Source organism: Paenibacillus borealis, assembly GCF_000758665.1.
In the GTDB taxonomy this organism is placed as follows: Bacteria; Bacillota; Bacilli; order Paenibacillales; family Paenibacillaceae; genus Paenibacillus_AQ; species Paenibacillus_AQ borealis.
The window spans coordinates 6,375,015-6,400,243 of record NZ_CP009285.1 but is presented as its reverse complement, the minus strand read 5'-3'; the positions used below and the strand labels follow the sequence as shown (position 1 = coordinate 6,400,243).

22 protein-coding genes are annotated in these 25,229 nt (G+C 51.9%); 18 read left to right on the top strand and 4 right to left on the bottom strand.

The window, feature by feature from the left end:
- Nucleotides 1–15: 15 nt before the first annotated feature.
- The gene (tgt, locus tag PBOR_RS27090; RefSeq protein WP_042139546.1) at nt 16–1,152 is read left to right on the top strand and encodes a tRNA guanosine(34) transglycosylase Tgt; all 1,137 of its coding nucleotides are present in this window, start codon (nt 16–18) and stop codon (nt 1,150–1,152) included.
- Between the two features lie 45 nt (nt 1,153–1,197).
- Nucleotides 1,198–1,512, top strand: a complete 315-nt coding sequence (gene yajC, locus PBOR_RS27085) for a preprotein translocase subunit YajC (RefSeq protein ID WP_042217002.1) — start codon at nt 1,198–1,200, stop codon at nt 1,510–1,512.
- A 95-nt stretch (nt 1,513–1,607) separates the two neighbouring features.
- Here the strand turns inward: yajC and PBOR_RS27080 are convergent, their stop codons facing one another.
- Nucleotides 1,608–2,432, bottom strand: coding sequence for a phosphatase PAP2 family protein (locus PBOR_RS27080; RefSeq protein WP_042217001.1), 825 nt, complete (start codon nt 2,430–2,432; stop codon nt 1,608–1,610).
- 116 nt (nt 2,433–2,548) lie between these two features.
- Entirely contained in the window at nt 2,549–2,941 is a 393-nt protein-coding gene (locus PBOR_RS27075) for a TIGR04086 family membrane protein (protein WP_042217000.1), read from the bottom strand.
- Nucleotides 2,942–3,198: 257 nt separating this feature from the next.
- Here PBOR_RS27075 and PBOR_RS27070 point away from each other — a divergent pair, with 257 nt between their 5' ends.
- The gene (locus PBOR_RS27070; protein ID WP_425415553.1) at nt 3,199–4,035 is read left to right on the top strand and encodes a YetF domain-containing protein; all 837 of its coding nucleotides are present in this window, start codon (nt 3,199–3,201) and stop codon (nt 4,033–4,035) included.
- Between the two features lie 3 nt (nt 4,036–4,038).
- Here PBOR_RS27070 and spoVB read toward each other — a convergent pair whose 3' ends face one another.
- Entirely contained in the window at nt 4,039–5,640 is a 1,602-nt protein-coding gene (spoVB, locus tag PBOR_RS27065; RefSeq protein WP_042216999.1) for a stage V sporulation protein B, read from the bottom strand.
- A gap of 211 nt (nt 5,641–5,851) precedes the next feature.
- Between spoVB and PBOR_RS27060 the strand changes: the two genes are divergently transcribed.
- The 6 genes from PBOR_RS27060 (at nt 5,852) to PBOR_RS27035 (ending at nt 12,602) form a co-directional block, all read left to right on the top strand.
- Nucleotides 5,852–6,103 carry a post-transcriptional regulator gene (locus PBOR_RS27060; RefSeq protein ID WP_042216998.1) on the top strand — a complete coding sequence of 84 codons (252 nt, stop codon included), beginning with the start codon at nt 5,852–5,854 and terminating at the stop codon, nt 6,101–6,103.
- A 230-nt stretch (nt 6,104–6,333) separates the two neighbouring features.
- On the top strand, nt 6,334–7,587 hold the full coding sequence (gene secD / locus PBOR_RS27055) for a protein translocase subunit SecD (RefSeq protein WP_042216997.1): 1,254 nt from the start codon (nt 6,334–6,336) through the stop codon (nt 7,585–7,587).
- Entirely contained in the window at nt 7,577–8,479 is a 903-nt protein-coding gene (gene secF / locus PBOR_RS27050) for a protein translocase subunit SecF (protein ID WP_042216996.1), read from the top strand. The genes secD and secF overlap by 11 nt, the downstream gene beginning before the upstream one ends.
- 120 nt (nt 8,480–8,599) lie before the next feature.
- A complete protein-coding gene (locus PBOR_RS27045) occupies nt 8,600–9,562 on the top strand; it encodes a cation diffusion facilitator family transporter (protein WP_042216993.1) in 963 nt (320 codons plus the stop codon).
- Nucleotides 9,563–9,591: 29 nt separating this feature from the next.
- Nucleotides 9,592–11,994 (top strand): single-stranded-DNA-specific exonuclease RecJ, encoded by a 2,403-nt coding sequence (gene recJ / locus PBOR_RS27040; RefSeq protein WP_042216992.1) that lies wholly within the window; start codon nt 9,592–9,594, stop codon nt 11,992–11,994.
- 89 nt (nt 11,995–12,083) lie between these two features.
- Nucleotides 12,084–12,602, top strand: a complete 519-nt coding sequence (locus tag PBOR_RS27035; protein ID WP_042216991.1) for an adenine phosphoribosyltransferase — start codon at nt 12,084–12,086, stop codon at nt 12,600–12,602.
- A 225-nt stretch (nt 12,603–12,827) separates the two neighbouring features.
- On the opposite strand, the gene uraA is transcribed toward PBOR_RS27035, so the two are convergent.
- The gene (gene uraA, locus PBOR_RS27030) at nt 12,828–14,138 is read right to left on the bottom strand and encodes a uracil permease (RefSeq protein ID WP_042216989.1); all 1,311 of its coding nucleotides are present in this window, start codon (nt 14,136–14,138) and stop codon (nt 12,828–12,830) included.
- A gap of 308 nt (nt 14,139–14,446) precedes the next feature.
- Between uraA and PBOR_RS27025 the strand changes: the two genes are divergently transcribed.
- From PBOR_RS27025 to PBOR_RS26990, 9 genes are all read left to right on the top strand, one after another.
- A complete protein-coding gene (locus PBOR_RS27025) occupies nt 14,447–16,627 on the top strand; it encodes a RelA/SpoT family protein (RefSeq protein WP_042216988.1) in 2,181 nt (726 codons plus the stop codon).
- A 37-nt stretch (nt 16,628–16,664) separates the two neighbouring features.
- Nucleotides 16,665–17,108 (top strand): D-aminoacyl-tRNA deacylase, encoded by a 444-nt coding sequence (gene dtd / locus PBOR_RS27020; RefSeq protein ID WP_042216986.1) that lies wholly within the window; start codon nt 16,665–16,667, stop codon nt 17,106–17,108.
- Nucleotides 17,109–17,269: 161 nt separating this feature from the next.
- On the top strand, nt 17,270–17,425 hold the full coding sequence (locus PBOR_RS37175; RefSeq protein WP_157764135.1) for a hypothetical protein: 156 nt from the start codon (nt 17,270–17,272) through the stop codon (nt 17,423–17,425).
- A 164-nt stretch (nt 17,426–17,589) separates the two neighbouring features.
- Complete coding sequence (locus tag PBOR_RS27015) at nt 17,590–18,096, top strand: type 1 glutamine amidotransferase domain-containing protein (protein WP_042216985.1); 507 nt, start codon at nt 17,590–17,592, stop codon at nt 18,094–18,096.
- 69 nt (nt 18,097–18,165) lie between these two features.
- Nucleotides 18,166–18,612 (top strand): hypothetical protein, encoded by a 447-nt coding sequence (locus PBOR_RS27010; RefSeq protein ID WP_042216984.1) that lies wholly within the window; start codon nt 18,166–18,168, stop codon nt 18,610–18,612.
- Nucleotides 18,613–19,725: 1,113 nt separating this feature from the next.
- Nucleotides 19,726–20,979 (top strand): histidine--tRNA ligase, encoded by a 1,254-nt coding sequence (gene hisS / locus PBOR_RS27005; RefSeq protein ID WP_042216982.1) that lies wholly within the window; start codon nt 19,726–19,728, stop codon nt 20,977–20,979.
- Between the two features lie 77 nt (nt 20,980–21,056).
- Nucleotides 21,057–22,835, top strand: coding sequence for an aspartate--tRNA ligase (aspS, locus tag PBOR_RS27000; RefSeq protein ID WP_042216981.1), 1,779 nt, complete (start codon nt 21,057–21,059; stop codon nt 22,833–22,835).
- Between the two features lie 76 nt (nt 22,836–22,911).
- Entirely contained in the window at nt 22,912–23,670 is a 759-nt protein-coding gene (locus PBOR_RS26995; RefSeq protein ID WP_042216980.1) for a tRNA threonylcarbamoyladenosine dehydratase, read from the top strand.
- A 172-nt stretch (nt 23,671–23,842) separates the two neighbouring features.
- A complete protein-coding gene (locus tag PBOR_RS26990) occupies nt 23,843–25,144 on the top strand; it encodes an NCS2 family permease (RefSeq protein WP_042216978.1) in 1,302 nt (433 codons plus the stop codon).
- Nucleotides 25,145–25,229: the final 85 nt, after the last annotated feature.

Here is a 25,229-nt window from a genome sequence, read left to right as displayed (position 1 = left end):
GGAAGGGTTAAACTTATGGCAGCAATCACTTACGAACATATTAAGACCTGTAAGCAGTCCGGAGCACGGCTCGGAAGAGTCCACACTCCGCACGGAATTATTGAAACACCGACCTTTATGCCGGTAGGTACACAAGCCACCGTTAAGACAATGAGTCCTGAAGAGCTTAAGCAAATGAATGCGCAGATTATTCTGAGCAATACCTATCATCTGTTCCTTCGTCCGGGCCATGAGATTATCGGCGAAGCCGGTGGACTGCACAAATTCATGAACTGGGACCGGCCGATCCTGACAGACAGCGGCGGCTTCCAGGTATTCTCGCTGAGCGACATGCGTAAGATCACCGAAGAAGGCGTTCATTTCCGCTCCCACCTGAATGGTGACAAGAAGTTTCTCTCGCCGGAAGTGGCGATGGAAGTCCAGAATGCACTCGGTTCCGATATTATGATGGCCTTCGATGAATGCCCGCCTTATCCGGCAGAATATGAATATGTCAAAAAGTCACTTGAACGCACCACCCGCTGGGCAGAAAGATGCCTTAAGAGCCATGCACGCCCTAATGATCAGGGGCTGTTCGCGATTGTACAGGGGGGCATGCACGAGGATCTGCGCCGCCAGAGCGCGGCTGATTTGACTTCCATGGATTTCCCGGGGTATGCTATTGGAGGGCTCAGCGTCGGAGAGTCCAAGCAGCTTATGTATGAAGTGCTGGATTATACGGTTCCACTGCTGCCGCAAGGGAAACCGCGCTATTTAATGGGCGTAGGTTCACCGGATGCGCTGCTGGAAGGGTCAATCCGCGGAATAGACATGTTCGATTGTGTTCTGCCTACCCGTATTGCCCGCAATGGAACGACGATGACCAGTCAGGGAAGACTCGTTGTACGCAACGCTCAGTATGCCCGTGATTTCGGGCCGCTTGATCCGGAGTGTGATTGCTACACCTGCCGGAATTATTCCCGCGCTTATTTGCGCCATCTGATCAAGGCCGACGAAACCTTCGGCTTGCGGTTAACGACATACCATAATTTACACTTCCTGCTGGAATTGATGCGTAAAGTGCGTGAAGCCATCATGGAAGATCGGCTGCTTGATTTTCGCGATGAGTTTTTTGCACAATACGGATTATATGATAATCTAAAAGGCTTCTAAAAGTACTGAGTGATGTGTTAAAGTTTTTGGAAAGGGGGGAATGATATGTCACAATTTCAACTGGCAGCAGCTTCAGGCGGGGGAGGCAGCATCCTTGGCCTGGTAGGTCCATTTGTACTTATGTTTGTTGTTTTCTACTTCCTGCTGATTCGTCCGCAGCAGAAGAAAACCAAAGCACGCAACGGAATGCTCAAGTCTTTGAAAAAAGGCGATAAGGTAGTTACTATCGGGGGTCTTCACGGAACAATCATGGAGATTTCGGATGACATCGTTGTATTGCGGGTTAATGACGTGACCCGATTAACCTTTGACCGGGGTTCGATCAGTCACGCTGTAGTGGAAGTAGAAGACAAGGATTGATTTGTCTGCACCAAATTACATAAAAATCGGCGTCTCTCGTAAGAGAACGCCGATTTTTTTTGTACATTTATAAGGTTCGGGATCTGGTGTTAACGTTAACGGACATTCGTTGCCCGGCTGCGTACCCGCAGTCTCTCTTCCCCGCTGCGCAGGGTGAGTTTGGCAAGCTGTACGGCGACAGTTGTGGACAGGACAGCCAGCAAAGTGCCGCCGAGCATATCGGTCAGCCAGTGGATGCCGAGATAGAAGATGCCGAATACGATAGTAACGGCCGAGATTGTACTAATTACCATCCAGCGGCGGTTGCCGGAGCGGTAGGCCAGCAGCGCCATGGATACAGAAATGGCCGTATGCAGGCTGGGGAAGCAGTTGTTCAGGCCGGATAGCGGCCGGTACTCCTGTTCGAACTTCGGAAAAACATCCAGCATGGTAAACCGCACCCCTGCGGGCAAATAGGACCACACTTCGTTTACCGGAAAATACAGATAGAATGGAATGGCAATGGCGTAGGTGATCATGATCGTGTAGCAGGTCGCATATAGCATCACGCGGTTCTTATCCAGCAGATAGACTCCGAGCGAGGCGGCGAGCACCGATTGCAGCATGAAAATATAGAAGAAGACAATGATTGGGGTCAGCCAAGGCGTATAGAACAGCTCTTGCACATGTCTGACAAAATGGCCCTCAAGACCAAAGACAAAGGCTGTGTAATCCGAGGTCAGATGCATCTTACGCTCGATCTGCAGCTCATATTTATTCAGAGCAAGCACGCTGAACATTCCTATAACGATTAGTGTGAATTTATAGGAGCGCAGGAGCTCTCTCCCGATTTCAACTAGAGCCATCAGCGGATTGCGCCGGGCACCGATCCAAATCAATACCACTACAATGGCAACGGTGTACACAACTACAAGATTCATGGACTGGTAAAGCAAAGCATTCGAAGCCTCCTTGATAAATCCCTCATATGAAGTCAGATGAACTCAGTTTAACATATTTTCAAGGGGAGGTTTCAATTTTCGAAAAATTATATTAATTAGGATTTTTGCAAATTAACCCCAAATATTCCCCCGAGTGCACCAATGCCTGCTGCAGCAAGCACCCACAGGAAATCAATCCCTTCGGGTGCGCTGTCCAGAGCCAAAAATCCGATCAGCAGAACAATCAATCCATAGAATGCACCAGTGAGACCTCCCTGATACCAGCCTTTACTTGAAGCCCGGCTCCCTGCAGTCAAACCTCCGAAAGCGGCAGCTATGCCGTGTACAATATAGGTGTACATGGTCAGATCCTGTTCCTGCAGTCCGCTGCCCCAGAGCAACAGGGAGAGGACGAACGCGCCCAGCAGCATCCACAGGAACGACCGGCATAAACCCGATAATACAGGACTAGATATTTTCCATGAGAATAGACGCCTGATTAACGACATGGTAAAACCTCCTAAAAGTTTTGTCAGCACTTGCCCTCTTTGTTTGCGATACTTCCTGTGCTTTGAGCTGGTACTAATTATTGTATGGGAAGGCTTGCCCCAATAGTACAAGAATGGCAGACTGGACTTTTACCAGTAATTAATCAGCAGGCTTCCGAATGTTCCCTTGGCAGGCAGGTCAGAATAGGGGTACATTACTCCGCCCGTACGGTCATAAGCCGCCGGGTGAGAAGCGGAAGGGGAGCGAAGAGAATATGTTGTTCCAGCATATTACTGCCCACATCTTTCTGACCGTGCTGATGTATATCTTCATTTTCCTGAGTATGCGGATCATGGGCAAACGGGAGATCGGCAAATTGTCTGTTTTTGACCTCACGATTTCCATAATGATTGCTGAGATCGCTGTGTTTGTAATTGAAGATATCGAGCGGCCCATCTATGACGGGTTCGTGCCTATGGCAACACTGGTTCTGATTCAGGTATTGGTCGCACAGCTTAGTCTGAAGAGCCGGAAGCTGCGCCTGCTGGTGGATGGCAAGCCGAGTATCCTCATCTCGGACGGTAAGCTCCACCGGGGCGAAATGCGTAAACAAAGATATAACATTGATGATCTGCTGCTGCAGCTGCGCGGGCAGAACATAGACAGTCCGGCAGATGTAGAGTTTGCCATTCTTGAAACAAGCGGGCAGCTCACCGTGATTGAGAAGAATAAAGGTGTATCCTCGTCCAATCAGACCGGAAACAGCAGTTCAAGCGCTGAGCAGAAAGAGCAGAACAGCGGAGGCCAGGAGAGCTCCGGAGGTTCAGATAAGTCAGACAAATCAAACAAATCAGACAACTCAAAAAAATCGGGCAAATCGGACAGTTCCGGTAAAGTTAAGCTTCCGAAGCATAAAATCCGCTACGAGGGGCTGCCGATCCCGCTGATTATGGACGGGAAGGTGCAGGACGGCAACCTGGAGATGATCGGCAAGAACAGATTTTGGCTTAGAACGCAGATCCGTCAGAAGGGCGTCTCCGATTTCCGCGATGTCTTCCTATGCTCGATTGATCATAAAGGGCAGATTTATATTGACCCGATCAGCCGCCGGTAACCACTAATTGCGCCAGCGTTTGAAGAAGGGCACACGCTCCAGATCACGCCTGGAGATCAGCCCGGATAACAGGCAGATGCTAAAGTACACTCCCATCCCGCAGGCAGCGGCAGCCAGAAACTGTATCCACTGTGACGGGGAGACGGGAACTGAGGTGTAGACATACGACATTCCAGCGGCCATGATGATCGTAGCCGCTATGATTTTGACCGGATCCGACCATCTTAAGGACATGGCTGTGAGCCGGATAACACTGTATCCATGCAGCATGGTTACGAGGAGGCTGTTGACAATAATGGCGACGATGGCTCCTTGTATCCCGTACTCCGGCCGGGAGGCGAGCAGCAGGATCAGCAGAATCTTGACGACTGCACCAATCAGCGTATTGATCAGTGCCTTGCCCGGGCGGTCCATTGCCTGAAGGGCAACCTGCAGCGGAGCCTGAACATAGAGGAATAAAGCGAACGGCGCCATCATCCGCAGCATAGGTGCCGTATCCGCTGCATTGCCGTACATCATTGTACATAACGGTACGGCAAGAACGTACATAACAGCAGCAAACGGGGCACCGGTGACCATCGCCAGCCGCAAGGCCTGATGCATTCTTTTATGAATCGTGGGCAGGTCATTTCGGGCAGCTGCCTCGGATAAGGAAGGGACGAGGGACACGGCCAGCGAGGAGCTGAGGACACCCGGCAGCAGCAGCAGCGGGATGACCATTCCCTGCAGGGAACCATATTGTGCAGTTGCGGCTGCAGCAGCTATTCCGGCAAGTGCAAGGCTGCGCACGGTAATAATGGATTCGAGCAGATACGAGAAGGAACCGATCAGCCGCCCGGCTGTCACAGGTACAGAAATGCCGATCAGCCGCTTAAGCACGGCGTCGGGCGGCCTCTGCGGTTGATCTCCGGACTCTGCAGCACTACCGGAAACTGCCGTGCCGTCAGCAGGAGGATCCGCATTCTTGTCCTTTTTGACGATATAATAATATTGCAGCAGCAGGGCCATCATTCCGCCAATTTCACCGACAGTTACGCCCAGCATCGCACCTGCCGCCGCAAAAGCGATTCCTTTTGGGAGCAGCAGCCACGAAAACCAGAGCATGAAGAAGATTCGGATGACTGATTCCAGCACAGAGGAAAACGCCGAGGGCAGCATATTCTGCCTTCCCTGGAAATATCCGCGGTAGATGGACGAAACGGCAACGATTGCGATCATTGGGGTCATGCTGACAAAGGTGTAATAGACCCGCCGGTCGGTCAGAATAACACTGGATACCCAAGAGGCGCTGAGCAGAGCTACAATGGTGAACAAAATACCCAGCGTCAGGCTGAGCGCGAGGCCCGTATGCAGGATTTTGCGGGACTGCTCCGGACGGTTCTCTCCTTCTGCTTCAGCAACCATTTTGGCGATTGCCAGCGGGATCCCGCCGGTAATGACAGTCACCAGCACAATAAAGAACGGATATCCGAGCTGATATAGTCCAACTCCTTCGGCACCGATGATCCGCGGCAAGGCAATCCGGGGAATAAAACCAAGCATCCGGTTAATAATGCCTGCAAATAACAGGATTAATGTTCCTTGTATAAAGGTCTGTTTCCTCAAAGGCCACTCCTTCTTCCCAAATTAGATAAACACTGCAGGTGAATTTGTCTCTCTCCCAAGAAGGCTTGTATAAGGATATGCTGCTACCGGTCCACTCCATGACAAGCTTTCCATGTGACAAGTTTTTGGCTGAAAGAAGGAAAGAACGGCAGAGAGGTCGAATATTTACCTCTGAGCATTCGTAACGGGGAATCTTTGGAGGTGTCAACACGTGGAATCGGAACAATGGAGATATGACGAGCTTAGTGAAGAAATCGAAGCCATGTGCATCAGCAAAGCGGAGGAATTCCGGCTCCTCGGCTATGAATATGTGACCGGTAAGGATATTTGGGATTGCATCAGCCGTAACTATGTTAAGGAAGGAAGACCTCCTCTGCATAAACTGGTCAATGATATATATTCGCTGAAATCGGGCAGTTATATGAATTATCTGACCATTGCGGCCTACCGGGGATTGAACTGACGTGCTAATTTGCCAAAAGGTACGATTTTCTTTTGCAAACAGCTACAGGAAGCAGTAAAGTAAGAGAAGAGTATTTCAACAGTTCCTATCCAAACGGATGGCTCTCGCCACAAGCAGAACCGGCCGTTTCTTTGTGTGAATCCGGCACCGTCATTCCTCCTGAATTGACGGTGATTTCGCACGTAGCTATAATAGGAATATTGAGTAATGAAAGGGGAACTAGCTAGAGCATGAAGAGAATGTTGAGCTTTATCATTACCGTGGTCGTCCTAACCGGCGTCATGGGACTTACAACTCCCGGGCTGCTGGACAAGGTCCGTCTAGGTCTTGACCTGAAAGGCGGATTTGAGATTCTGTACCACGCCGAGCCCATGGATACGGGAGGAACCCTGACCCGTGCTTCGCTGCAAAAAACAGCGGAGAGCCTGGAGAAACGGGCGAATGCACTCGGAACAAGCGAGCCTGAGGTTACAACCGAAGGTACGGACCGCATCCGTCTGAAGATTGCGGGCGTTACTGACGAAGCCGAGGTCCGCAAGAAAATGAAAGAACCTGCAGTTCTGACCTTCCGCAGTGCCGCTGATGGTGATGCAGCTGGAGTCTTCAGCAAGATTGAACTCGTAGGCAGTGATTTTGTTGAAGGTGCGGCTGAAGTTCAACGCGACAATCTCAACCGTCCTGAGATTAGTATCTCTATTAAAGACAAAGCTAAATTTGCTGAAATTACAGAGCGTCTCCTGGGTAAGCAGCTCGCCATTTATCTGGATGAGACATTGTTGTCCGATCCTCCTTATGTTAGGGCAGTCCTGACCGATGGTAAGGCTTCCATTTCCGGCGGATATACACTAGATGAGGCCCGTGAGATCGCCGATACGATCAATCTCGGTGCTTTGCCGCTGAAGCTTACGGAGAAATATTCCCAGAGCGTAGGGGCAACACTTGGTAAACAGTCACTTGATCAAACGGTTAGAGCAGGTATTGTCGGTTCCCTGATCATTCTGATATTCATGATGTTTATGTACCGTCTTCCGGGCGTACTGGCCAGCTTCGCGCTGATTCTTCATACCTGGCTGCTGATTCTGGTGTTCGTTATAGCTGATTTCACCTTGACCCTTCCCGGTATCGCCGCGTTCATTCTCGGTATAGGGATGGCAGTCGATGCCAATATCATTACCAATGAACGGATCAGGGAAGAAATGCGCAGCGGTAAGAGCATTTTGTCTTCCGTCAAAGCAGGTAACAAGACCTCCTTCCGTACCGTTATGGATGCGAATGTAACCACTATTATCGTAGCGGCTGTCATGTTCGCCTTCGGTACAGGTGCGGTTAAAGGCTTCGCGCTGATTCTGATTGTGGAAATTGTACTTAGTATTGTAACAAACCTTTATTTTGCCCACTGGATGCTGACAGTGCTGGTTAAAGCCGGCGCACTCAAAAAGCCGAAGCAATTTGGGGTAAAGGAGAGTGACATCAGTGCGCTTTAAGAAAGAGCTTGATTTCGTACATTTAAGTAAATTTTTCTATATTTTCTCCATCGCCCTTACTGTGGCGGGACTGGTCTTTCTGGCAACCTTCGGCCTGAATTACAGCGTTGATTTCAAGGCCGGGTCCAACGTGGACGTGTCCCTCTCCAAGAGCATCACGCTGGCTCAGCTGCAGCCGGCTTTAGATGAAGCGGGGATTGGTCATGACCCTACAATTACCATCGGGGATAAGCGGGTTAACATCCGCTACGATGAAGAGCTGGATGACACTCAAAGTGAAACCCTGAAAGCGGCAATCACCAAGATTGACGATAAGGCATCCTTTGAAGTCAACACAGTGGATACAGAAATGGCTAAGGAATTGGCCCGCAATGCGATCTATTCGGTGCTGCTCTCCAGTATCGGGATTATTATTTATGTAAGTATCCGCTTTGAATGGCGGTTTGCGCTGGCTTCCATCGTGGCGCTGCTCCATGATGCATTTATGGTTGTAGCGATCTTCTCCATCTTCCGTCTGGAGGTGGACTTGACCTTCATTGTCGCGGTGCTGACCATCATCGGTTATTCCATCAATGATACGATCGTTATCTTTGACCGGATCCGCGAGAACCTGCGGTTCGGTAAACAGAAGTCGTATGAAGATCTTAAGTCCCTCGTTAATAAGAGTGTGTCCCAGACCCTCATGCGCTCCCTGTATACAGCCTTTACGGTATTTATTGCCGCATTCTTCCTGCTGATTATGGGCGGAGAGTCGATCAAAATGTTCTCACTTGCCATGGTAATCGGTTTGCTCTTCGGAGCCTATTCTTCGATCTTTATTGCAAGCCCGCTCTGGCTGCTGCTCAAGAAACGCCAGAAGACACCGGTAAAGAGCAACCCGGCCAAAGCCTAAAACTTAAGTTTCCCGGAAAGCCGTGTCACAAGCGACGCGGCTTTTCGGAATCTTTGGATCAGCATCTTAGCTGGTTTCATCATCATGAGATTACTTGCTAGTGGTAAGGAGGGCCTCGTTATGAATGACAAACAATTAGCTGCAAGAGACACCGTTGCCTGGACCGGAATCCTCAGTGATGTCGGGCTGGCTCTGGCCAAAGGCGCCTTCGGTTATCTTTCAGGCAGCAAAGCATTGATGGGGGATGCCATCTATTCCGGAGCAGATGCCGCCGCCAAGCTGGCTGGGGTTATTCCGTGGAACCCGAAGCAGGGACACAAGTATGCAGGATCATCAGGCAGCCGGGCCGGGCAGCGAAATAAAGAGCCGATGGCAGCCATTCTTTTTTCTGTGCTGATTCTTATGGGCGGGCTGCAGATTGCTTTCTCGGCCATTCGTGATTTAACCAGAGGACATTTATCAGCCCCGGGGCAGTCGGCACTTGTTACTGTCTTAATCTGCATTGTGTTCAAAGAGGCTATCTTTCAATATCAATACCGTTATTCCAAAAAAAAGAACGATGGCAGTCATGCCGCGTATGCGGATAACCACCGTTTCAGTCTATATACTTCCATAACCGTATTTATAGGTATCGCTCTGGCCATGACGGGCGGGTATTTCAATTGGCATCCTATGCTCTATATGGACCCGATTGCCGCGCTGCTGACCGGATGTCTGGTTATCCGCAAAGGCTATTCATTAATCACTTCCTCTGTTTACAGCAAAAAGATTCAGGAGCTTCCTTCCGAGGAGGCAGCCAGCTTCATTGAGACTGTCCAGCGTGTGCATGGAGTCATCCGGGTGGAGCAGCTCAAGGCAGTGGAGGAAGGCAGTTATGTGAATCTTCATGTCAAGATCAGCGTAAATCCGCGGATCAGCGTGATGGAAGCCCAGGATATCTCGGAATGCGCCCGGAAGCTGCTGCAGCACCGGTTTGTACATGTAGGCGAGGTTCAAATGGATGTTGTGCCGTATGATCCGGGTTATCCCTATAAAAGCAATCATGAGCTCGTGGATAATGATATTCCCACGCTGCTTCAGTAGTCTGCAAGGTGAGAGAAAGGTGAGCTGTATTGCTTCATTCAAAAACAAGATGGCAATCTCCGGCAGCCGATCCCGAGAAAAATGGGGAACTGGCCCGGAGCCTTTCTATTTCTCCGCTTCTTTCCTCACTGCTGGTGCAAAGAGGCATGAATACCGCAGACAAAGCGCGGGTATTCATGGATGGCGGAGCAGAGGATAGTCATGATCCGTTCCTGCTCAAGGGAATGGCTGAGGCTGTGCCGCGAATTCGAAAGGCATTGCAAGATGAAGAACATATTCTGGTGTATGGCGATTATGATGCAGACGGGGTGTCCAGTACTGCGCTGATGATCTATCTTCTGCGTCATCTGGGCGCTTCTTTTGACATTTATATCCCTCATCGTTCCAATGAAGGCTACGGTCTGCATAATCATGCGCTTGATTGGGCGCTGCAGCAGGGAGTATCTCTCGTTATTACTGTGGATACTGGTATTAGTGCCTACCATCAGATTGCCTACGCTTCCGGGCTGGGCATTGATGTTATAGTCACAGACCATCATGAGCCCCCCGAGCTGCTGCCTGAGGCTTATGCACTCATTAATCCGAAATTGCCAGACTGCCCGTATCCATTCAAGGGTCTCGCCGGAGTGGGTGTTGCTTATAAGCTGGCCGAGGCGCTCCTTGGCAGCGAAGTTCCTGAGGAATGGTGTGAGATCGCCGCAATCGGTACGGTTGCAGATCTGATGCCGCTGCTTGGGGAGAACCGGAGTCTTGTGCGCCGGGGACTCACCAGCATGCGGAATTCGCCGTTTCCGGGGATTCGGGCGCTGCTCTCTGTCAGCGGAATTACGATGAGTACTGTGAGCGCTGTTAATATTGCCTTCGGCATGGCGCCGCGCATTAATGCCAGCGGAAGACTGGATCATGCAGGACGGGCGGTCACACTGCTCACTACCTCGGATGCTGAAGAGGCGGAGCAATTTGCCGGAGAGCTTGACCTCCTGAATAAGGAACGTCAACTGGTCGTTGAGAGAATTGTTGGGGAAGCTACGGCCAAACTGGAGGAGAGAATCAGTCAAACCGGGCTTCCGGATATTATTGTGCTCGCTGAGCAGGGCTGGAATGTCGGCGTAGTCGGTATTGTAGCCTCCAAGCTGCTGGAAAAGTATTACCGTCCGGTTATTATTCTGGACATTCACCCGGATACAGGAATGTGCAAGGGCTCTGCCCGCTCGATTCCCGGGCTGGATATCTATGAGGCCTTGTCTTCATGTGCCGGATTGATGGACCATTTCGGCGGGCATCCGGCTGCGGCCGGAATGAGCCTGCCGCAGGACAAGCTTGAAGACTTTGATGCAGCGCTTAACGCATATGCTGCATCTATCCTGACACCAGAGGACTTTGTAGCCGTGACGGCTGCAGACGGTGAGGTCTCAATAGCTGATTTGTCACTGCAGGCTGCGCTTGAACTGGAGCGGCTTGCCCCCTTCGGGATGGCTAACCCGCTGCCGAGATTCATTCTGCGCGGAGCTGCTGTGAAGGAAACCCGCAAGATGGGCCAGGACGGCAAACATCTGAAGCTTGTCCTGCAGCAGGACAAGGTGACGATCGAAGCGGTAGCCTTCGGTAAGGGGCCGCTGGCTGATCTGCTGCCTGCAGGTACCCTTATTGATGTGCTGGCGGAGCTGTCGGTCAACGAATGGAACGGCTCACGCAAGCCTCAGCTGATGCTGCAGGACCTCGCAGTGCCTGCCGCACAGCTGTTCGATCTGCGCGGTGCTGCCGATGCAGTCAAGCAGGCAGCGCATATCCAGGAGCTGATCCGCTCTTACAGCGGCAGCAACCCGGTGAAGACTGCGGCGGTATTTCAGAACAGCCGTATGTCACCACTGCGTGAACTGAAAGGCATGTCGCTGTGGGTCTATGATGAGGATGCCGGGATTTCACCGTTGCATCAAGGTGATTCGGGAAGTGACCAAACAGAGATAACACTGCTCTGTCTGCTGGATATGCCGGAAACGCCGGAGCAGCTGGAGGCACTGTTCACTGCATTTCCACGCACAGAGAATATTGCCCTGCTGCATTCGATCCGCGACGGCCGTGACCGGCTGCAGGTTCCTACCCGTGATCACTTCAAGTCGTTGTATAAATTGATAGCCTCGATCGCAGCTACCGCAACCCCTGAGCATGAAGTGCTGCTGCGGCTTAGCCGCCAGTCTGCACTGGGTGTGCGTATGCTGGGCAGAATGCTCGATGTATTCGATGAGCTTGATTTCATTAAACGCAGCGGCGGCAGCATCACCTTTGTCACGCAGCCTGCCGCCAAGAGTCTGACGGCATCAGAGCATTTTGTCAGACTGGGCAAGACGGCTGAAATGGAACAGTATTTCATGGAAGGCAGCCGCGGCGAATTGCAGGAATTCATGCTGTCACGCCGGTTAGGCGCCTCGTAGCATTTTGTAATTGCTTTCCGTATAAGAGTTTTTGCAGGGAATTCAGATGAGGATGATCCTGTCCTCATAACTTTTAGGAGATGAGACTATTGGATTTCAAAGACAGTATTCGTGTGATTCCGGATTTCCCGCAGCCGGGAATCAGCTTTAAAGATATAACTACCCTGCTTAAAGATGGCGCCAAGTACCGTGCAGCTATCGATGAGCTTAAGGCGCTTGTTGCCCATCTGGAGATTGATATAATTGCCGGACCGGAGGCGCGCGGCTTTGTAGTAGGTGCACCGCTGGCGTATGCACTGGGCGTCGGTTTTGTGCCCATCCGCAAAAGCGGCAAGCTTCCTTACGCGACGATTGAAGTGGGATACGATCTGGAATACGGCAAAGATACCCTTGCCGTACACACAGACGCTATCCAGCCGGGACAGAAGGTTCTGATTGCTGATGATCTGCTCGCTACCGGCGGCACGATCGCTACTTCGGTAAGCCTGGTGGAGCAGCTTGGCGGACAGGTGGTCGGCGCAGCATTCCTGATTGAACTGACGGCTCTGGCCGGACGCAATAAGCTGTCTGATATTGAAGTGGTTACCCTGTTGACTTACGAGGATTAATTCACCCGGACAACTTTTCCCGGGAAATATAAAGCGGACTGCTGTCGATTTAAGACAGCAGTCCGCTTTTTTTTGAAATATTAGAATTTATAGGCTAGAGAAGTGATAAGTGCACCACGGTCGTTAGCACGGCGAAATGCACTCTTTTTGAAAGGATAAGAGCTCTACGGTCCGTAAAAGTACTTTATAACCGTGTTTCTTCTATTATATATAAGTATTCAGGGCTTAATGAGCGGATTTCTCTGCTTCCTGTTCATTGGACAAGCCAAGAACCTCGAACAGCTTGAAGAGCAAGGAGAGAACCATACCGACGATTGTCGCCAGTGCCATACCTTTCAGCTGTACACCGTAGATCGTCAGTGAGATACCGCTGATGCCGACCACCAGTACCAGAGTAGCCAGAATCATGTTGGTAGCTTTGGAGAAATCGACCTTCTGCTCCACGAAAATACGCAGACCCGATGCGGCAATTACTCCGAACAGTAAGAGTGAGACACCGCCCATGACCGGCTGCGGGATATTAGCAATGACCGACGAGAATGTTCCGGAGAACGAAAGCAGGATAGCGATCACTGCAGCGCCGCCGATTACGTACACCGAGTAGACTTTGGTAAGCGCCATAACGCCGATATTTTCACCATAAGTGGTATTCGGGGTGGAGCCCAGGAATCCTGATAGTACCGTGGAAATCCCGTTACCCATCAGTGAGCGGTCCAGTCCGGGATCTTTGGTCAGGTCTTTGCCGACAATGTTGCTGGTTACCAGCAAGTGGCCGATATGCTCAACAATAACAACAAGCGATACAGGGATGATTGTGAAAATTACCGACCATTCGAAAGATGGGGTGATAATCGTTGGATGGGACAGGAAATGGGCTTCAGAGATAGCCCCTGTATTTACCTGGCCCAAGATATAAGCGAGTACATAACCGGTAACGATACCGATGAGGATATGAATGATTTTGGGGAAGCCGCGGAATAACACGGAGCCGAGTACGGTAACGCCCAGCGTGACCATCGACAAGGTAATAGCTTTTCCATCCGGAGTCCAGTCAGTGGCGGCCACTCCTTCAGGAGCAATCAGTCCGGCCATGCGTGCTGCTACAGGAACGAGCTCCAGTCCGATGGTTGCTACGATAGCGCCCATAACCGCCGGAGGGAATACGACATTAATCCAGCCGGTGCCCGCATAACGCACGATCAAAGCGACTAGAATAAAAATAACACCAGTAACAATAAATGCGCCAAGTGCAAGCGAATATCCATGCTCATGATCGCCGGAATGTTTATCTAGCACACTTAATACCGGAGAGATGAAGGCGAAGCTTGAACCAAGATATGCGGGGATTTTGCCGCGGCAGATCAGAATGTAAAGCAAGGTGCCGATACCATTCATCAGCAGGATCATGCCGGGATCTACACCGAACAGGTTGGGGACAAGCACTGTGCTGCCGAACATGGCGAACAAATGCTGAAGACTCAGGAGGAAACCCGGGCCCCAAGGGAGTCTTTCGTTAACTTGAATTTCGCGTTGCAATGGAGTTCACTTCTCTTTCTGATCTAATTTGATGTAAGCTTGACGTTAAAAAACCGCCTTTACTAGATTAAATAGATCGGCGCCTTTTTACAACAACATTTTTGCGCGCGCCACAAAATTGTCTTTTCTTGTCCCTTTCCCTTACAGGAATACCACGCTATGGCAAGTGTTGACGTAATCCTCCGTAAGCGTCATAATTATAGACAACTTTAATCTGTGCGTAGTGCAGTTTGGAACATATGGAACCTGCAAATTCTGCACGGCTTGCGGGTTCATTTTATTATAGAAGGGAAACGGATACGACGAGAATGGGCATAGAGCAATTAACCGAAAAGGCCGGCGCCTATATAAAAGAAAAAGATCTTCTCCGCATCCGGGAAGCTTATGAGTTTGCCGATCAGGCTCATCACGGGCAGGTTCGGAAATCGGGGGAGCCATACATTCTGCATCCGCTGGCGGTCGCAGATATTGTCGTCAACATGCAAATGGATGTTATATCTATTATTGCAGCGCTGTTGCATGATGTTGTAGAAGATACGACGGTGTCACTGGACCAGATTCGCGCGAAATTTGGCGATACCTGCGCCATGCTGGTGGACGGTCTGACCAAGCTGGAACGCATCCGGTTCCGCTCTAAGGAAGAGCAGCAGAACGAGAATTACCGCAAAATGTTCATCGCTATGGCTCAGGATATCCGGGTCATTGTGATTAAGCTGGCGGACCGTCTGCATAATATGCGTACGCTCAAGTACCAGTCGGAAGAGAGCCAGCGCCGTATTTCCTATGAGACTCTGGAGATTTTTTGTCCCATTGCGGACCGCTTGGGGATCTCTGCGATTAAATGGGAGATGGAGGATATTGCCCTCCGTTATCTGAATCCGCAGCAGTATTACCGGATTGCCAATCTTGTACACAAGAAACGGGCAGAACGTGAGCAGTTTATCGACAGCGTTATCGGGCGGATCCGCGCCAAGCTGGATGAAATGGGCATCGAAGGGGATCTTTCGGGACGCCCGAAGCATATTTACAGTGTCTATAACAAGATGAGCACCAAGAACAAGCAGTTCAACGAAATCTATGATCTGCTGGCCATCCGCATTATCGTCGACAATATTAAGGATTGTTATGCTACGTTAGGAATTATCCATACTCTTTGGAAGCCGATGCCTGGCCGGTTCAAGGATTATATCGCCATGCCCAAAGCGAATATGTATCAGTCTTTGCATACAACGGTAGTGGGTCCCGGAGGGGAGCCTACTGAAGTGCAGATCCGTACCTGGGAGATGCACCGTACGGCCGAATTCGGGATAGCTGCGCATTGGGCGTATAAGGAAGGCAGCAGCAACAACGTGAATCCGGAGAACCGGATGCCGTTCTTCCGCGAGATTCTGGAGCTGCAGCATGAAGCTAAGGATGCGGAAGAATTCGTGGAGTCGCTCAAAATGGACTTTTTCTCCGACCTCGTCTTTGTGTTCACGCCTAAGGGTGAGGTTGTAGAGCTGCCTGCAGGCTCTGTGCCGCTTGACTTCGCGTTCCGCATCCATACAGAGGTCGGCAACCGGACGATCGGCTCCAAGGTCAACGGGCGCATCGTACCGCTCGACCATAAGCTGAAGACCGGGGATATCGTGGAGATTCTGACCTCGAAGAACTCGTACGGGCCGAGCCGTGACTGGCTGAAGATTGCCCAGTCTTCACATGCGCGAAGCAAGATCAAGCAATGGTTCAAGAAGGAGAAGCGGGAAGAGAACGTTGAAAAAGGCCGTGAAGCGATCGAACGTGAGCTGAAGCGCCTGAACGTGGAGGTCTCTGACTGGCTGACGGAAGATAAATTGTCAGAAGCAGCGAAGAAATTCGCCTTCAATGATGTAGAGGATATGCTCTCCGCAGTAGGTTTTGGCGGGATTACAGCCGCGCAGATTGCCTCCAAGCTGACCGAGAAGCTGCGTAAGGACCAGGAAGAAGCCGCCGGTCATCTGGAGCTGACTTCTGAGATGAAGGAGATCAAATCCAGCGGGGAGAAGCGCAATCAGCCGACCAACGGCGTGCGTGTCAAAGGGATTGATAATCTGCTTGTACGCTTCGCACGATGTTGTAATCCCGTGCCGGGCGACGATATTATTGGTTATGTAACCCGCGGACGCGGCGTATCCGTGCACCGTGAGGATTGTCCGAACATTCCGGGTGAAGGGGACGGGGAGGAATCAGCCCGTGTCATTGAAGTGGAATGGGAAGGCAGCATGGAGGCCAACTATAGCGTCGATATTGAGATTACGGGCCATGACCGCAACGGACTGCTGAATGAAGTGCTGCAGGCGGTGTCGGAGAGCAAGACCAATATCTCAGCGGTTACGGGACGCTCTGACAAGAACAAGATGGCGATGATTCATATGACGATTCTGATCCGCAACACCGATCATCTGCAGTCTGTGGTGGATAAGGTCAAGCGCGTGAAGGATGTTTATACGGTTAACCGCATTATGCAATAAGGCATGAAGGCAACAAGGCAAGGAGCTGAAGGATGTTATGAGAGTGGTTGTACAGCGCTGCAAGGATGCGAGTGTGACGGTGGACGGAACAGTAACCGGAGCGATTGGAGAGGGCCTGATGCTGCTGGTCGGCGTAACCCATGAAGATACGGAGAAGGATGCCAAGTATTTGGCTGACAAGGTAGCCGGACTGCGGATCTTTGAGGATGACGCCGGCAAAATGAACTTCAGTGTAACAGATGCCGGCGGAGCAATCCTGTCTGTGTCCCAGTTCACCCTGTACGGGGACTGCCGCAAGGGCCGGCGGCCCAACTTCATGGCTGCGGCGGCTCCGGCGGAGGCCGAGCGGCTCTATGACTACTTCAACCAGGAGCTGCGCAGAGGCGGACTTCAGGTGGAGACCGGTATTTTTGGAGCGATGATGGACGTCTCCCTGACGAACTGGGGCCCGGTTACCCTGCTGCTGGACAGCCGGGGCTAGTCTTGGAAGAGGCGGCCGCTAAGCGGGCTTAATATGACAATCTAATTTTACAGCTGGATGTAAGGACCCCGTTTGGGGTCTTTTTTGTATTGGATAGCGGTTTCCCCGGCTGGATAAACTAGTGAAGAACCATTATACACAAGTTGCGGGGAGTAAGTAGCATGAGACAATCACAGAAAGCATGGATATGGAACAGTATACAGAGCTCTACAGCGGGCTCTATGACTGAAGCTGCTGCGACGGCAAGGGGAGCCGGGGAGCAGAGGGAGCCGCAGATGCTCAAGGGAACAAGCCGCAACCTTCTGCCGCGGACGTAAGGAGTGCGGGAGAAGGCGGCTTATTTCTGTGTTTTTTGGAGCGTTCAAATGGGGGGTAGCCGGCGGGATTTTGCGAAAGCTGCCCTGATCTCGTTATAAAGCAGGGGAATGAGGGTAATAGAATGACGAGAACAGAATAGCGTAGAGAGGAGAAATATATCTCAATGAGTAAAGTAGCATTTCTGCTCGCTAATGGTTTTGAGGATTCCGAAATGAAGGTGCCTTACGAAGAAGTACTGCAGGCCGGACATCAGGCAGAGATTATTGGTCTGAAGAAAAATGAGACCCTGCTCGGTAAAAAAGGCAGCGTGTCTTATGCCGCCCATAAGGCGGTCAGCGAGGTGAAAGCCGGAGATTATGATGCTGTAGTCATCCCGGGCGGATCTTCGCCGGAGAACCTTCGTCTTGACCAGGATATCCTGCAATTTGTAAAAGATGCGGACGGTGCAGGCAAGCCTATTGCTGCTATCTGCCACGGGCCGCAGATTCTGATCAGTGCCGGTCTGGTACAAGGCCGCACGCTTACCTCCTATCCGCCGCTGAAGGATGATCTCATCAATGCCGGTGCGGAATTCAAGGATGAAGAGGTCGTCGTGGACGGCAATTACATTACTTCACGCACACCCAAGGATGAGCCCGCATTTGTGCGTGAGCTGCTTAAGGTGTTGTAATACATGCTTGATCTGAATGAACTCATGCAGCGCTGTAATACTTAAACTAACCTTTGGGAGGGATTTACCATGACTAAAAGAATCCAAGCCTATTTCAGCACAGAAGATGCAGCAGAAGGTGCCAAGACAGCACTGATTCCATACGGTGTGGAGGGAATTGAAGTGTCGGCGCTGACGGATCCTCTGGATACGGGCGGAAACAACCGCCGCAATATTCTGATTCCGCTGGCTCCCTATAACACTTCGGCTACAGCTGCCGGAGGGGTCTACGCAGCAGGGGGCGCGGCAGGGCCGCTTACCGGAGCAGCCATTGTACCTGGAGTTACTGTTGATGATGACCTGGGCCGGACAGATGATGAACGTACGGCGGGAGAGGTGCACAGCGGCTCTGATTTGAAAAGCAGCGATTTGGATAACCTGCACTACGTAATGGATCTCAAAGTGGCTGAGAATCACTACAATGAGGTTGTTGAGGTTCTGCGCGGCAAGCAGGCCTATGTGGAGATTTTTGATTAAGCAGGAGGCCGTGCTTAGTCCGGATAACCAATTCAGCTCCAGTCCTCCCTTAGGGGGAGGCTGGAGCTATTTATTTGCCCGCAGGGAAGCAGAAACCGCATGAATTCTCTAGACAGGGAATAGGGTTGTAGTGTAACCTAATCTGTAGAGTTCGGGCACAGGCATGTACGACTCAATAAAACGCTTTCTTTTCTGTAATGCAACTGTAATATTACATTCATGATTCCTTAATATAGCGTGTTTATAATAGAAGCATGACCCCCTTTTTTATAATATATGATGATGGACCTGCAGCAATCGGCTGCAGGTCATTTTTTTTTGAAATCTAAGAATTTACATGCTTGGAGTAGAAGGGCGTCAGTAGTCGGTAGCGTGAAGCAGACCGTGTAGCGGACTGAGAGGCCCTTATTTTCCACAAAAGCTTACTTTAGAGGATGAAACGGACTGAGATTCCGTTATCTTGTTCATTCCAGCTCGAAATGAGGCATCTCTGGACACATAACGGAATCTCAGTCCTCCTGGCTGGCAGGTAATCCTGAGGAGCCGCGTCCAGTTCTTGCATAGGCCATGTGCGCTTGCGCAGCTCCGGCTGATTCACCCTGGCTGCGAGCAGGGATACTTAACTCAATTTAATTCAATTCATTCCTTGACTTTAGCGCAGTGGTTCAGTAGAATCTAACAATATACGGTATGTTATAATGTTTTGATGACGGGACCAAGTACTCCGTAGCCCACAACCCCAGAGAGGAATCCCGCAGATCCGGCTGCACGTCCAAGTGAGGACGGCAATACCTGATCCGCATGGCTGTAAGGATTCTGTTGATGAACGGACGAATGACCTCCCCGAGAACGCACGGCGAAAGCAGGCAGCAGCAGGTTGCCCGGAGTCAGTAGCCGATTGCGCGTAGGCGGGCGTTAACCGCTTAGAGCGGATGTGGAGCAGAGCAGTTGCTTATGTCCGGAATGTGGGTGGTACCACGGGTGAATTATTGGTTATGATAATCCCTCGTCCCTGTTTGTAATTAAACAGGGCGGGGGATTTTTTGTTGTTTTTAGAAGCAGAGACAATGAGTTCCATGAAGCAAGAGGGGTTATTTTCAGGAGGGATTGGCTGTGGCTAAAGAAAGATTCGAGAAACCAACCGGTACGCAGGATGTGCTTCCGGGTGCAGTAGAGAAGTGGCAGTACGTTGAGGGCAAAGCAAGAGATCTCTGCCGCCGCTTCAACTACCGGGAGATCCGCACACCGCTGTTCGAGCACACCGGGCTGTTTGAGCGTGGTGTAGGTGAAACAACGGATATTGTAGAAGGGGAAATGTACACCTTCAAGGACAAAGGCGACCGCGATCTGGCACTGCGTCCCGAAGGGACTGCGGGCGTTGTACGCGCGTATGTGCAGAACAAGCTGTATGGTGAGCCGGATGTCAGCAAGCTGTATTATATCGGACCGATGTTCCGCTATGAACGTCCGCAGGCAGGCAGATACCGCCAGTTCCACCAATTCGGCATCGAAGCCTTCGGTGCAGTGGACCCGGCAATCGATGCGGAAGTGATTTCGCTCGGGTACCAGTTCTATCTTGATCTGGGGCTGAAGGATGTAAGAGTGGAGCTGAATTCCGTGGGTAACGCGCCTAGCCGCGCGGCGTACCGGGAGAAGCTGCTGGATTTCCTGAGACCGATGAGAGAGAGCCTGTGCAGCGACTGCCAGCGCCGGATGGAACGCAACCCGCTGCGCGTGCTGGACTGCAAGGTCGATCAGGATAAATTCGGCGGGGCCCCGTCTATTCTGGATAGTCTGGACGAGGAGTGCACAGAGCATTTTGCCAAGGTAAAAGGGCATTTGGACGCGATGGGCGTGGAGTACAGCATCAATCCCCGTCTGGTACGCGGTCTGGATTATTACACGCATACAGCGTTTGAGTATAAAGCGGCAGGCATCGGCTCCATCGACACGGTGGGCGGCGGCGGCCGGTATAACGGCCTGGTGGAAGAAATCGGCGGACCGGATCAGCCGGGTATCGGTTTCGGCATCGGCCTTGAGCGTATTCTGCTGATTCTGGAGAATCAGGGAGTAGAGCTGGAAGCAGTGAAGCCGCTGGATGTGTATTTTGTCGCATTGGGCGAAGCTGCAGATCTGGAAATCACCAAGCAGCTGTTCCATCTGCGCAGCCTGGGTTTCTCGGCAGAACGCGATTACCTGGGACGGAAGATGAAGGCACAGATGAAGTCAGCGGACCGCATGTCGGCCCGGTATACGGCGATTCTTGGCGAAGACGAGCTGAACAGCGGTGTTATCGCCCTGAAGTCGATGGAAACAGGCGAGCAGCGGACCGTCAAGCTGGAAGAGCTGGCGCAGTCGCTGAATTAGAATTTAAGCATGGATATACCCGCAAGCAAGCTGCAGTCAGTATATGTAATTTTAACCATGAAGGGGTAGGATAAAAGATGACCAGAAGCCATAACTGTGGACAATTGACAACGGCCAGCATCGGCGAGACAGTAACACTGAACGGTTGGGTGCAGACCCGCCGTGACCTTGGAGGCGTGCTGTTTATTGACCTGCGCGACCGCACAGGGATTGTACAGATTGTATTCAACCCTGACTATTCCGGAGAAGCGCTGCAGATTGCCGATAAGGTGCGCAGTGAGTACGTGCTTGCCGTAACGGGTAAAGTGGTTAAACGGGATGAAGAAACGATCAACCGCAACCTGCCGACCGGTGAGATTGAAGTACAGATTACAGATATTGAAGTACTGAATGCTGCCAAGACACCTCCGTTCTTCATTGAAGACGGTGTGGAAGTGGATGAATCGCTGCGGATGAAATACCGTTACCTGGATCTGCGCCGTCCGGAAATGCACAAGACGCTGCTGCTCCGTTCGAAAGCGGCCAAGATCTTCCGCGACTTCCTGGACAGCGAAGGTTTCATTGATGTGGAAACTCCGATTCTGACCAAAAGCTCACCGGAAGGCGCACGTGATTATCTCGTGCCAAGCCGTGTGCATGAAGGGGAATTCTTCGCGCTTCCGCAGTCTCCGCAGATCTACAAGCAGCTGCTGATGGTCGGCGGCATCGAGCGTTATTACCAGATGGCACGCTGTTTCCGCGATGAGGACCTGCGCGCAGACCGCCAGCCGGAATTCACCCAGTTCGACATCGAGACCTCCTTCATGCCGCAGGATGAACTGTTGTCCATGATGGAAACCCTGATGCAGCGACTGCTTAAGGAAACTATTGGTGTTGAGGTGGCTACTCCGTTCCAGCGGTTGACTTATGCCGAAGCTATCGGCAAATACGGCTCGGACAAGCCTGACCTGCGGTTTGGCCTGGAGCTGGTAGAGATGAACGATATCGTTGCTTCCAGCGGTGTGAAGGTATTCGCCTCCGTGATCGAGAAGGGCGGAGAAGTGAAATGTCTTAATGCTAAGGGCTGCGGCACCTGGACCCGTAAGGAAATTGATGATCTCGGACCGTATGCTGCACGCTACGGCGCCAAGGGCCTGGCCTGGATTCAAGTGAAAGACGGCGAGTTCAAAGGCCCAATCGTGAAGTTCTTCACGGAAGAAGAGATTGCCGCCGTGAAGGAACGTACCGGTGCTGAAGAAGGCGACCTTCTGCTCTTCTCCGCTGACACCAAGAAGGTGGTTGCGGATGTGCTCGGCGCACTCCGCCTGAAGATCGGCCGCCAGCTTGGCCTGATCGATGACAGTGTGTTCAAATTCGCCTGGGTTACAGAATTCCCGCTGCTCAGCTATGACGAAGACCAGAAGCGCTACATGGCAGAGCATCATCCGTTCACACGCCCGATGGATGAAGACCTGCATCTCTTCGATACAGATCCGGGTGCGATCCGCGCGCAGGCTTATGACATCGTGCTTAACGGCTACGAGGTGGGCGGCGGCTCCCAGCGTATCTACAAACGCGAGGTTCAGGAGAAAATGTTCGAAGCTCTCGGCTTCACACAGGAACTCGCGTATGAGAAATTCGGCTACCTGATGGATGCCTTCGAATACGGCACACCTCCGCACGGCGGGATTGCCTTCGGCTTCGACCGTCTGATCATGCTGCTGGCCGGACGCACGAACCTGCGTGAAACCATTGCCTTCCCTAAGACCGCAAGTGCAACCGACCTGCTGATGGACGCTCCGTCCCCGGTAGATGCTGTACAGCTCGAGCAGCTGCATATCAAATTGGCACCAAAACCGGAAAAAGAAAAGAAATAAAACATAAATGGCTGATGGGGCATAGCGCAGACTTAAGCGGCTATGCCCCGCAGGCCTGCATAAGGAGGCTGACATCATGCTGAATCAGTTCTCGCGTACGGAACTGGCAATCGGACCGGAAGGTCTTGGGATCTTGAAGAACAGCACAGTGGCTGTGCTGGGGATTGGCGGAGTGGGCGCGATGGCTGTAGAGGCCCTCGCCCGTACCGGTATCGGACGCATCATTCTAATCGATAAGGATTCCGTCGATATTACCAATATCAACCGCCAGATCCATGCGCTGACGACGACCATCGGCCAGAACAAAACCGATCTGATGGTGGACCGCGTCAAGCTGATCAATCCGGATTGCGAAGCGATCGCCTTGAACATGTTCTACACCGAAGAGACCTATGAGGAGCTGTTCAAATACAAGCCGGATTATGTCATTGACGCTTCGGACACGATTATCTACAAAATTCATCTGATCAAGGAATGTCTGACCCGGAAGATCCCGATGATCTCCAGTATGGGTGCGGCGAACAAGATGGACCCGACCCGTTTCCAGGTGGCCGACATCTCCAAGACGACTATGGACCCGATTGCCCGCGTGATCCGCACGAAGCTGCGCAAGGAAGGCATCAAGAAAGGCGTGAAGGTTGTATTCTCAACCGAGAAGCCGGTAAAGCCGCGTGAGGATGTAACCGAGCAGATTGTTCCCGCCAATGCGCCTGACCGGCGTAAAGCGAAGCAGCCTCCGGCCAGCAATTCGTTCGTGCCTCCGGTAGTCGGTCTGATCATGGTTAGCGTTACAGTACGGGATCTGCTGGAAACCGGCGGCATCACGTTTGAATGAGGATTGAACAGGAACCAAGGGCGTGCAGCCGATTCCCCGCTGCATGCCCTTTTATTGCGGCTTAAGAGTACTAATTTGACGGCATACTAGCTATACCGGCAGAGCCTGCTGATTACGGATCAGGCGAACCGGGTAATAGCCAGCGGAACTTATCATCAGTGGAGGTTTTTACATGAAATCGAATTTTTGGCGGAATAGCGTGGGACTTGAGCCGGGCGACAACTGGAAACGGGAGTGGGCGGCAGGTATTCTATCGTATTTCGCTTCGGTATATATCGTTATGGTGAATGCGGCGATTCTGCATGATGCAGGCATGCCGCTGCGCGCGGGAATGGTGGCCACGCTGCTGACAGCGATTACAGGCTGCCTGCTGATGGCTTTTGGCGGCAAAACACCGATCATCGTCGTCCCGGGCATGGGGATCAATGCTTTTTTCACCTATACGCTTGTGCATTCCATGAAGCTGGACTGGCGTGAGGCGCTCGCCGTTGTCGTTGTAACGGGTGTGCTGTTCGCGATTGTAGCGTTTACTTCGCTCTACCGCATTCTGAGCGACGCGATTCCCCATAATCTGCAGCATGCAATTACTGTCGGAATCGGGCTGTTCCTGACGTTCATCGGCCTGCAAAAAAGCGGGATTGTCATTGCCCACGCCACGACCTTTGTCGCCATCGGGCATTTCAGCGATCCTGCAGTCATTACCTCCGTGGTGACGCTGCTGCTTGCCCTGGTGCTGTTCATCCGCGGTACGCGCGGCGGCCTGCTGATCAGCATGCTGGCGGGGACAGGCCTGGCCTACCTGCTGGGGGCGGCTCATGCGCCTGAGAATACCGAATCCGGACATGTGTTCAGCGGATATGGCGATGTGTTCGCCAGTATGGAATGGAGCGGCTTCATCAGCCTCGTCTTCTGGATTGCCGTATTCCTGCTGCTGCTGATTGTCGTCTTCGAGAACATCGGCCTGATCTCCTCCCAGACGCTGATGATAGGCCGTCCGGAACGCTTCAAAAGCAGTCTGCGGGCGCTGTCCATCGCTAACATCGCGGCAGGCCTGTTCGGCAGCAGCCCGGTGGTTGCTGCGGCCGAATCTACAGCCGGCATCGCGGCAGGCGGACGCTCCGGACTCACCTCACTCGTCACCGGTCTGCTGTTCAGCGCAACGTTCCTGTTCATCCCGCTGCTGGCCTACGTGCCGGACAGCGCAATTGCGCCGATTCTGATCGTGATCGGCGGACTGATGGTGCAGAGCGTGCGCGAGATGGATTTCAGCGACATGACGGAGCTGTTCCCTTCGTTTCTGATTATGGTGATGATTCCGTTCACCTACAGCATCGTGGATGGTATGGCCTTTGGTTTCATCACTTATCCGGTTGTGAAGCTGGCTACAGGCAAAGGCAAGGATGTCCCGCCGGCGCTGTACGGAATTGCCGGGTTGTTCGTAGCGAACTTTGTGCTGCATGCGCTGATGGGCTAAGTTCGCCTCATAAAGGGGCAGGTGAGCCGCTGCAGGCGGCAGCTTGAATTATATGGCTTTCCCTGTCCTGTTGTGATATGATGTA

Coding starts and splice junctions, on each gene's coding strand:
- tgt (WP_042139546.1), top strand. CDS start 16: ATGGCAGCAATCACTTACGAACATATTAAGACCTGTAAGCAGTCCGGA.
- yajC (WP_042217002.1), top strand. CDS start 1,198: ATGTCACAATTTCAACTGGCAGCAGCTTCAGGCGGGGGAGGCAGCATC.
- PBOR_RS27080 (WP_042217001.1), bottom strand. CDS start 2,432: ATGAATCTTGTAGTTGTGTACACCGTTGCCATTGTAGTGGTATTGATT.
- PBOR_RS27075 (WP_042217000.1), bottom strand. CDS start 2,941: ATGTCGTTAATCAGGCGTCTATTCTCATGGAAAATATCTAGTCCTGTA.
- secD (WP_042216997.1), top strand. CDS start 6,334: ATGAAGAGAATGTTGAGCTTTATCATTACCGTGGTCGTCCTAACCGGC.
- PBOR_RS27045 (WP_042216993.1), top strand. CDS start 8,600: ATGAATGACAAACAATTAGCTGCAAGAGACACCGTTGCCTGGACCGGA.
- PBOR_RS27025 (WP_042216988.1), top strand. CDS start 14,447: ATGGGCATAGAGCAATTAACCGAAAAGGCCGGCGCCTATATAAAAGAA.
- dtd (WP_042216986.1), top strand. CDS start 16,665: ATGAGAGTGGTTGTACAGCGCTGCAAGGATGCGAGTGTGACGGTGGAC.
- PBOR_RS37175 (WP_157764135.1), top strand. CDS start 17,270: ATGAGACAATCACAGAAAGCATGGATATGGAACAGTATACAGAGCTCT.
- PBOR_RS27015 (WP_042216985.1), top strand. CDS start 17,590: ATGAGTAAAGTAGCATTTCTGCTCGCTAATGGTTTTGAGGATTCCGAA.
- PBOR_RS27010 (WP_042216984.1), top strand. CDS start 18,166: ATGACTAAAAGAATCCAAGCCTATTTCAGCACAGAAGATGCAGCAGAA.
- aspS (WP_042216981.1), top strand. CDS start 21,057: ATGACCAGAAGCCATAACTGTGGACAATTGACAACGGCCAGCATCGGC.
- PBOR_RS26995 (WP_042216980.1), top strand. CDS start 22,912: ATGCTGAATCAGTTCTCGCGTACGGAACTGGCAATCGGACCGGAAGGT.
- PBOR_RS26990 (WP_042216978.1), top strand. CDS start 23,843: ATGAAATCGAATTTTTGGCGGAATAGCGTGGGACTTGAGCCGGGCGAC.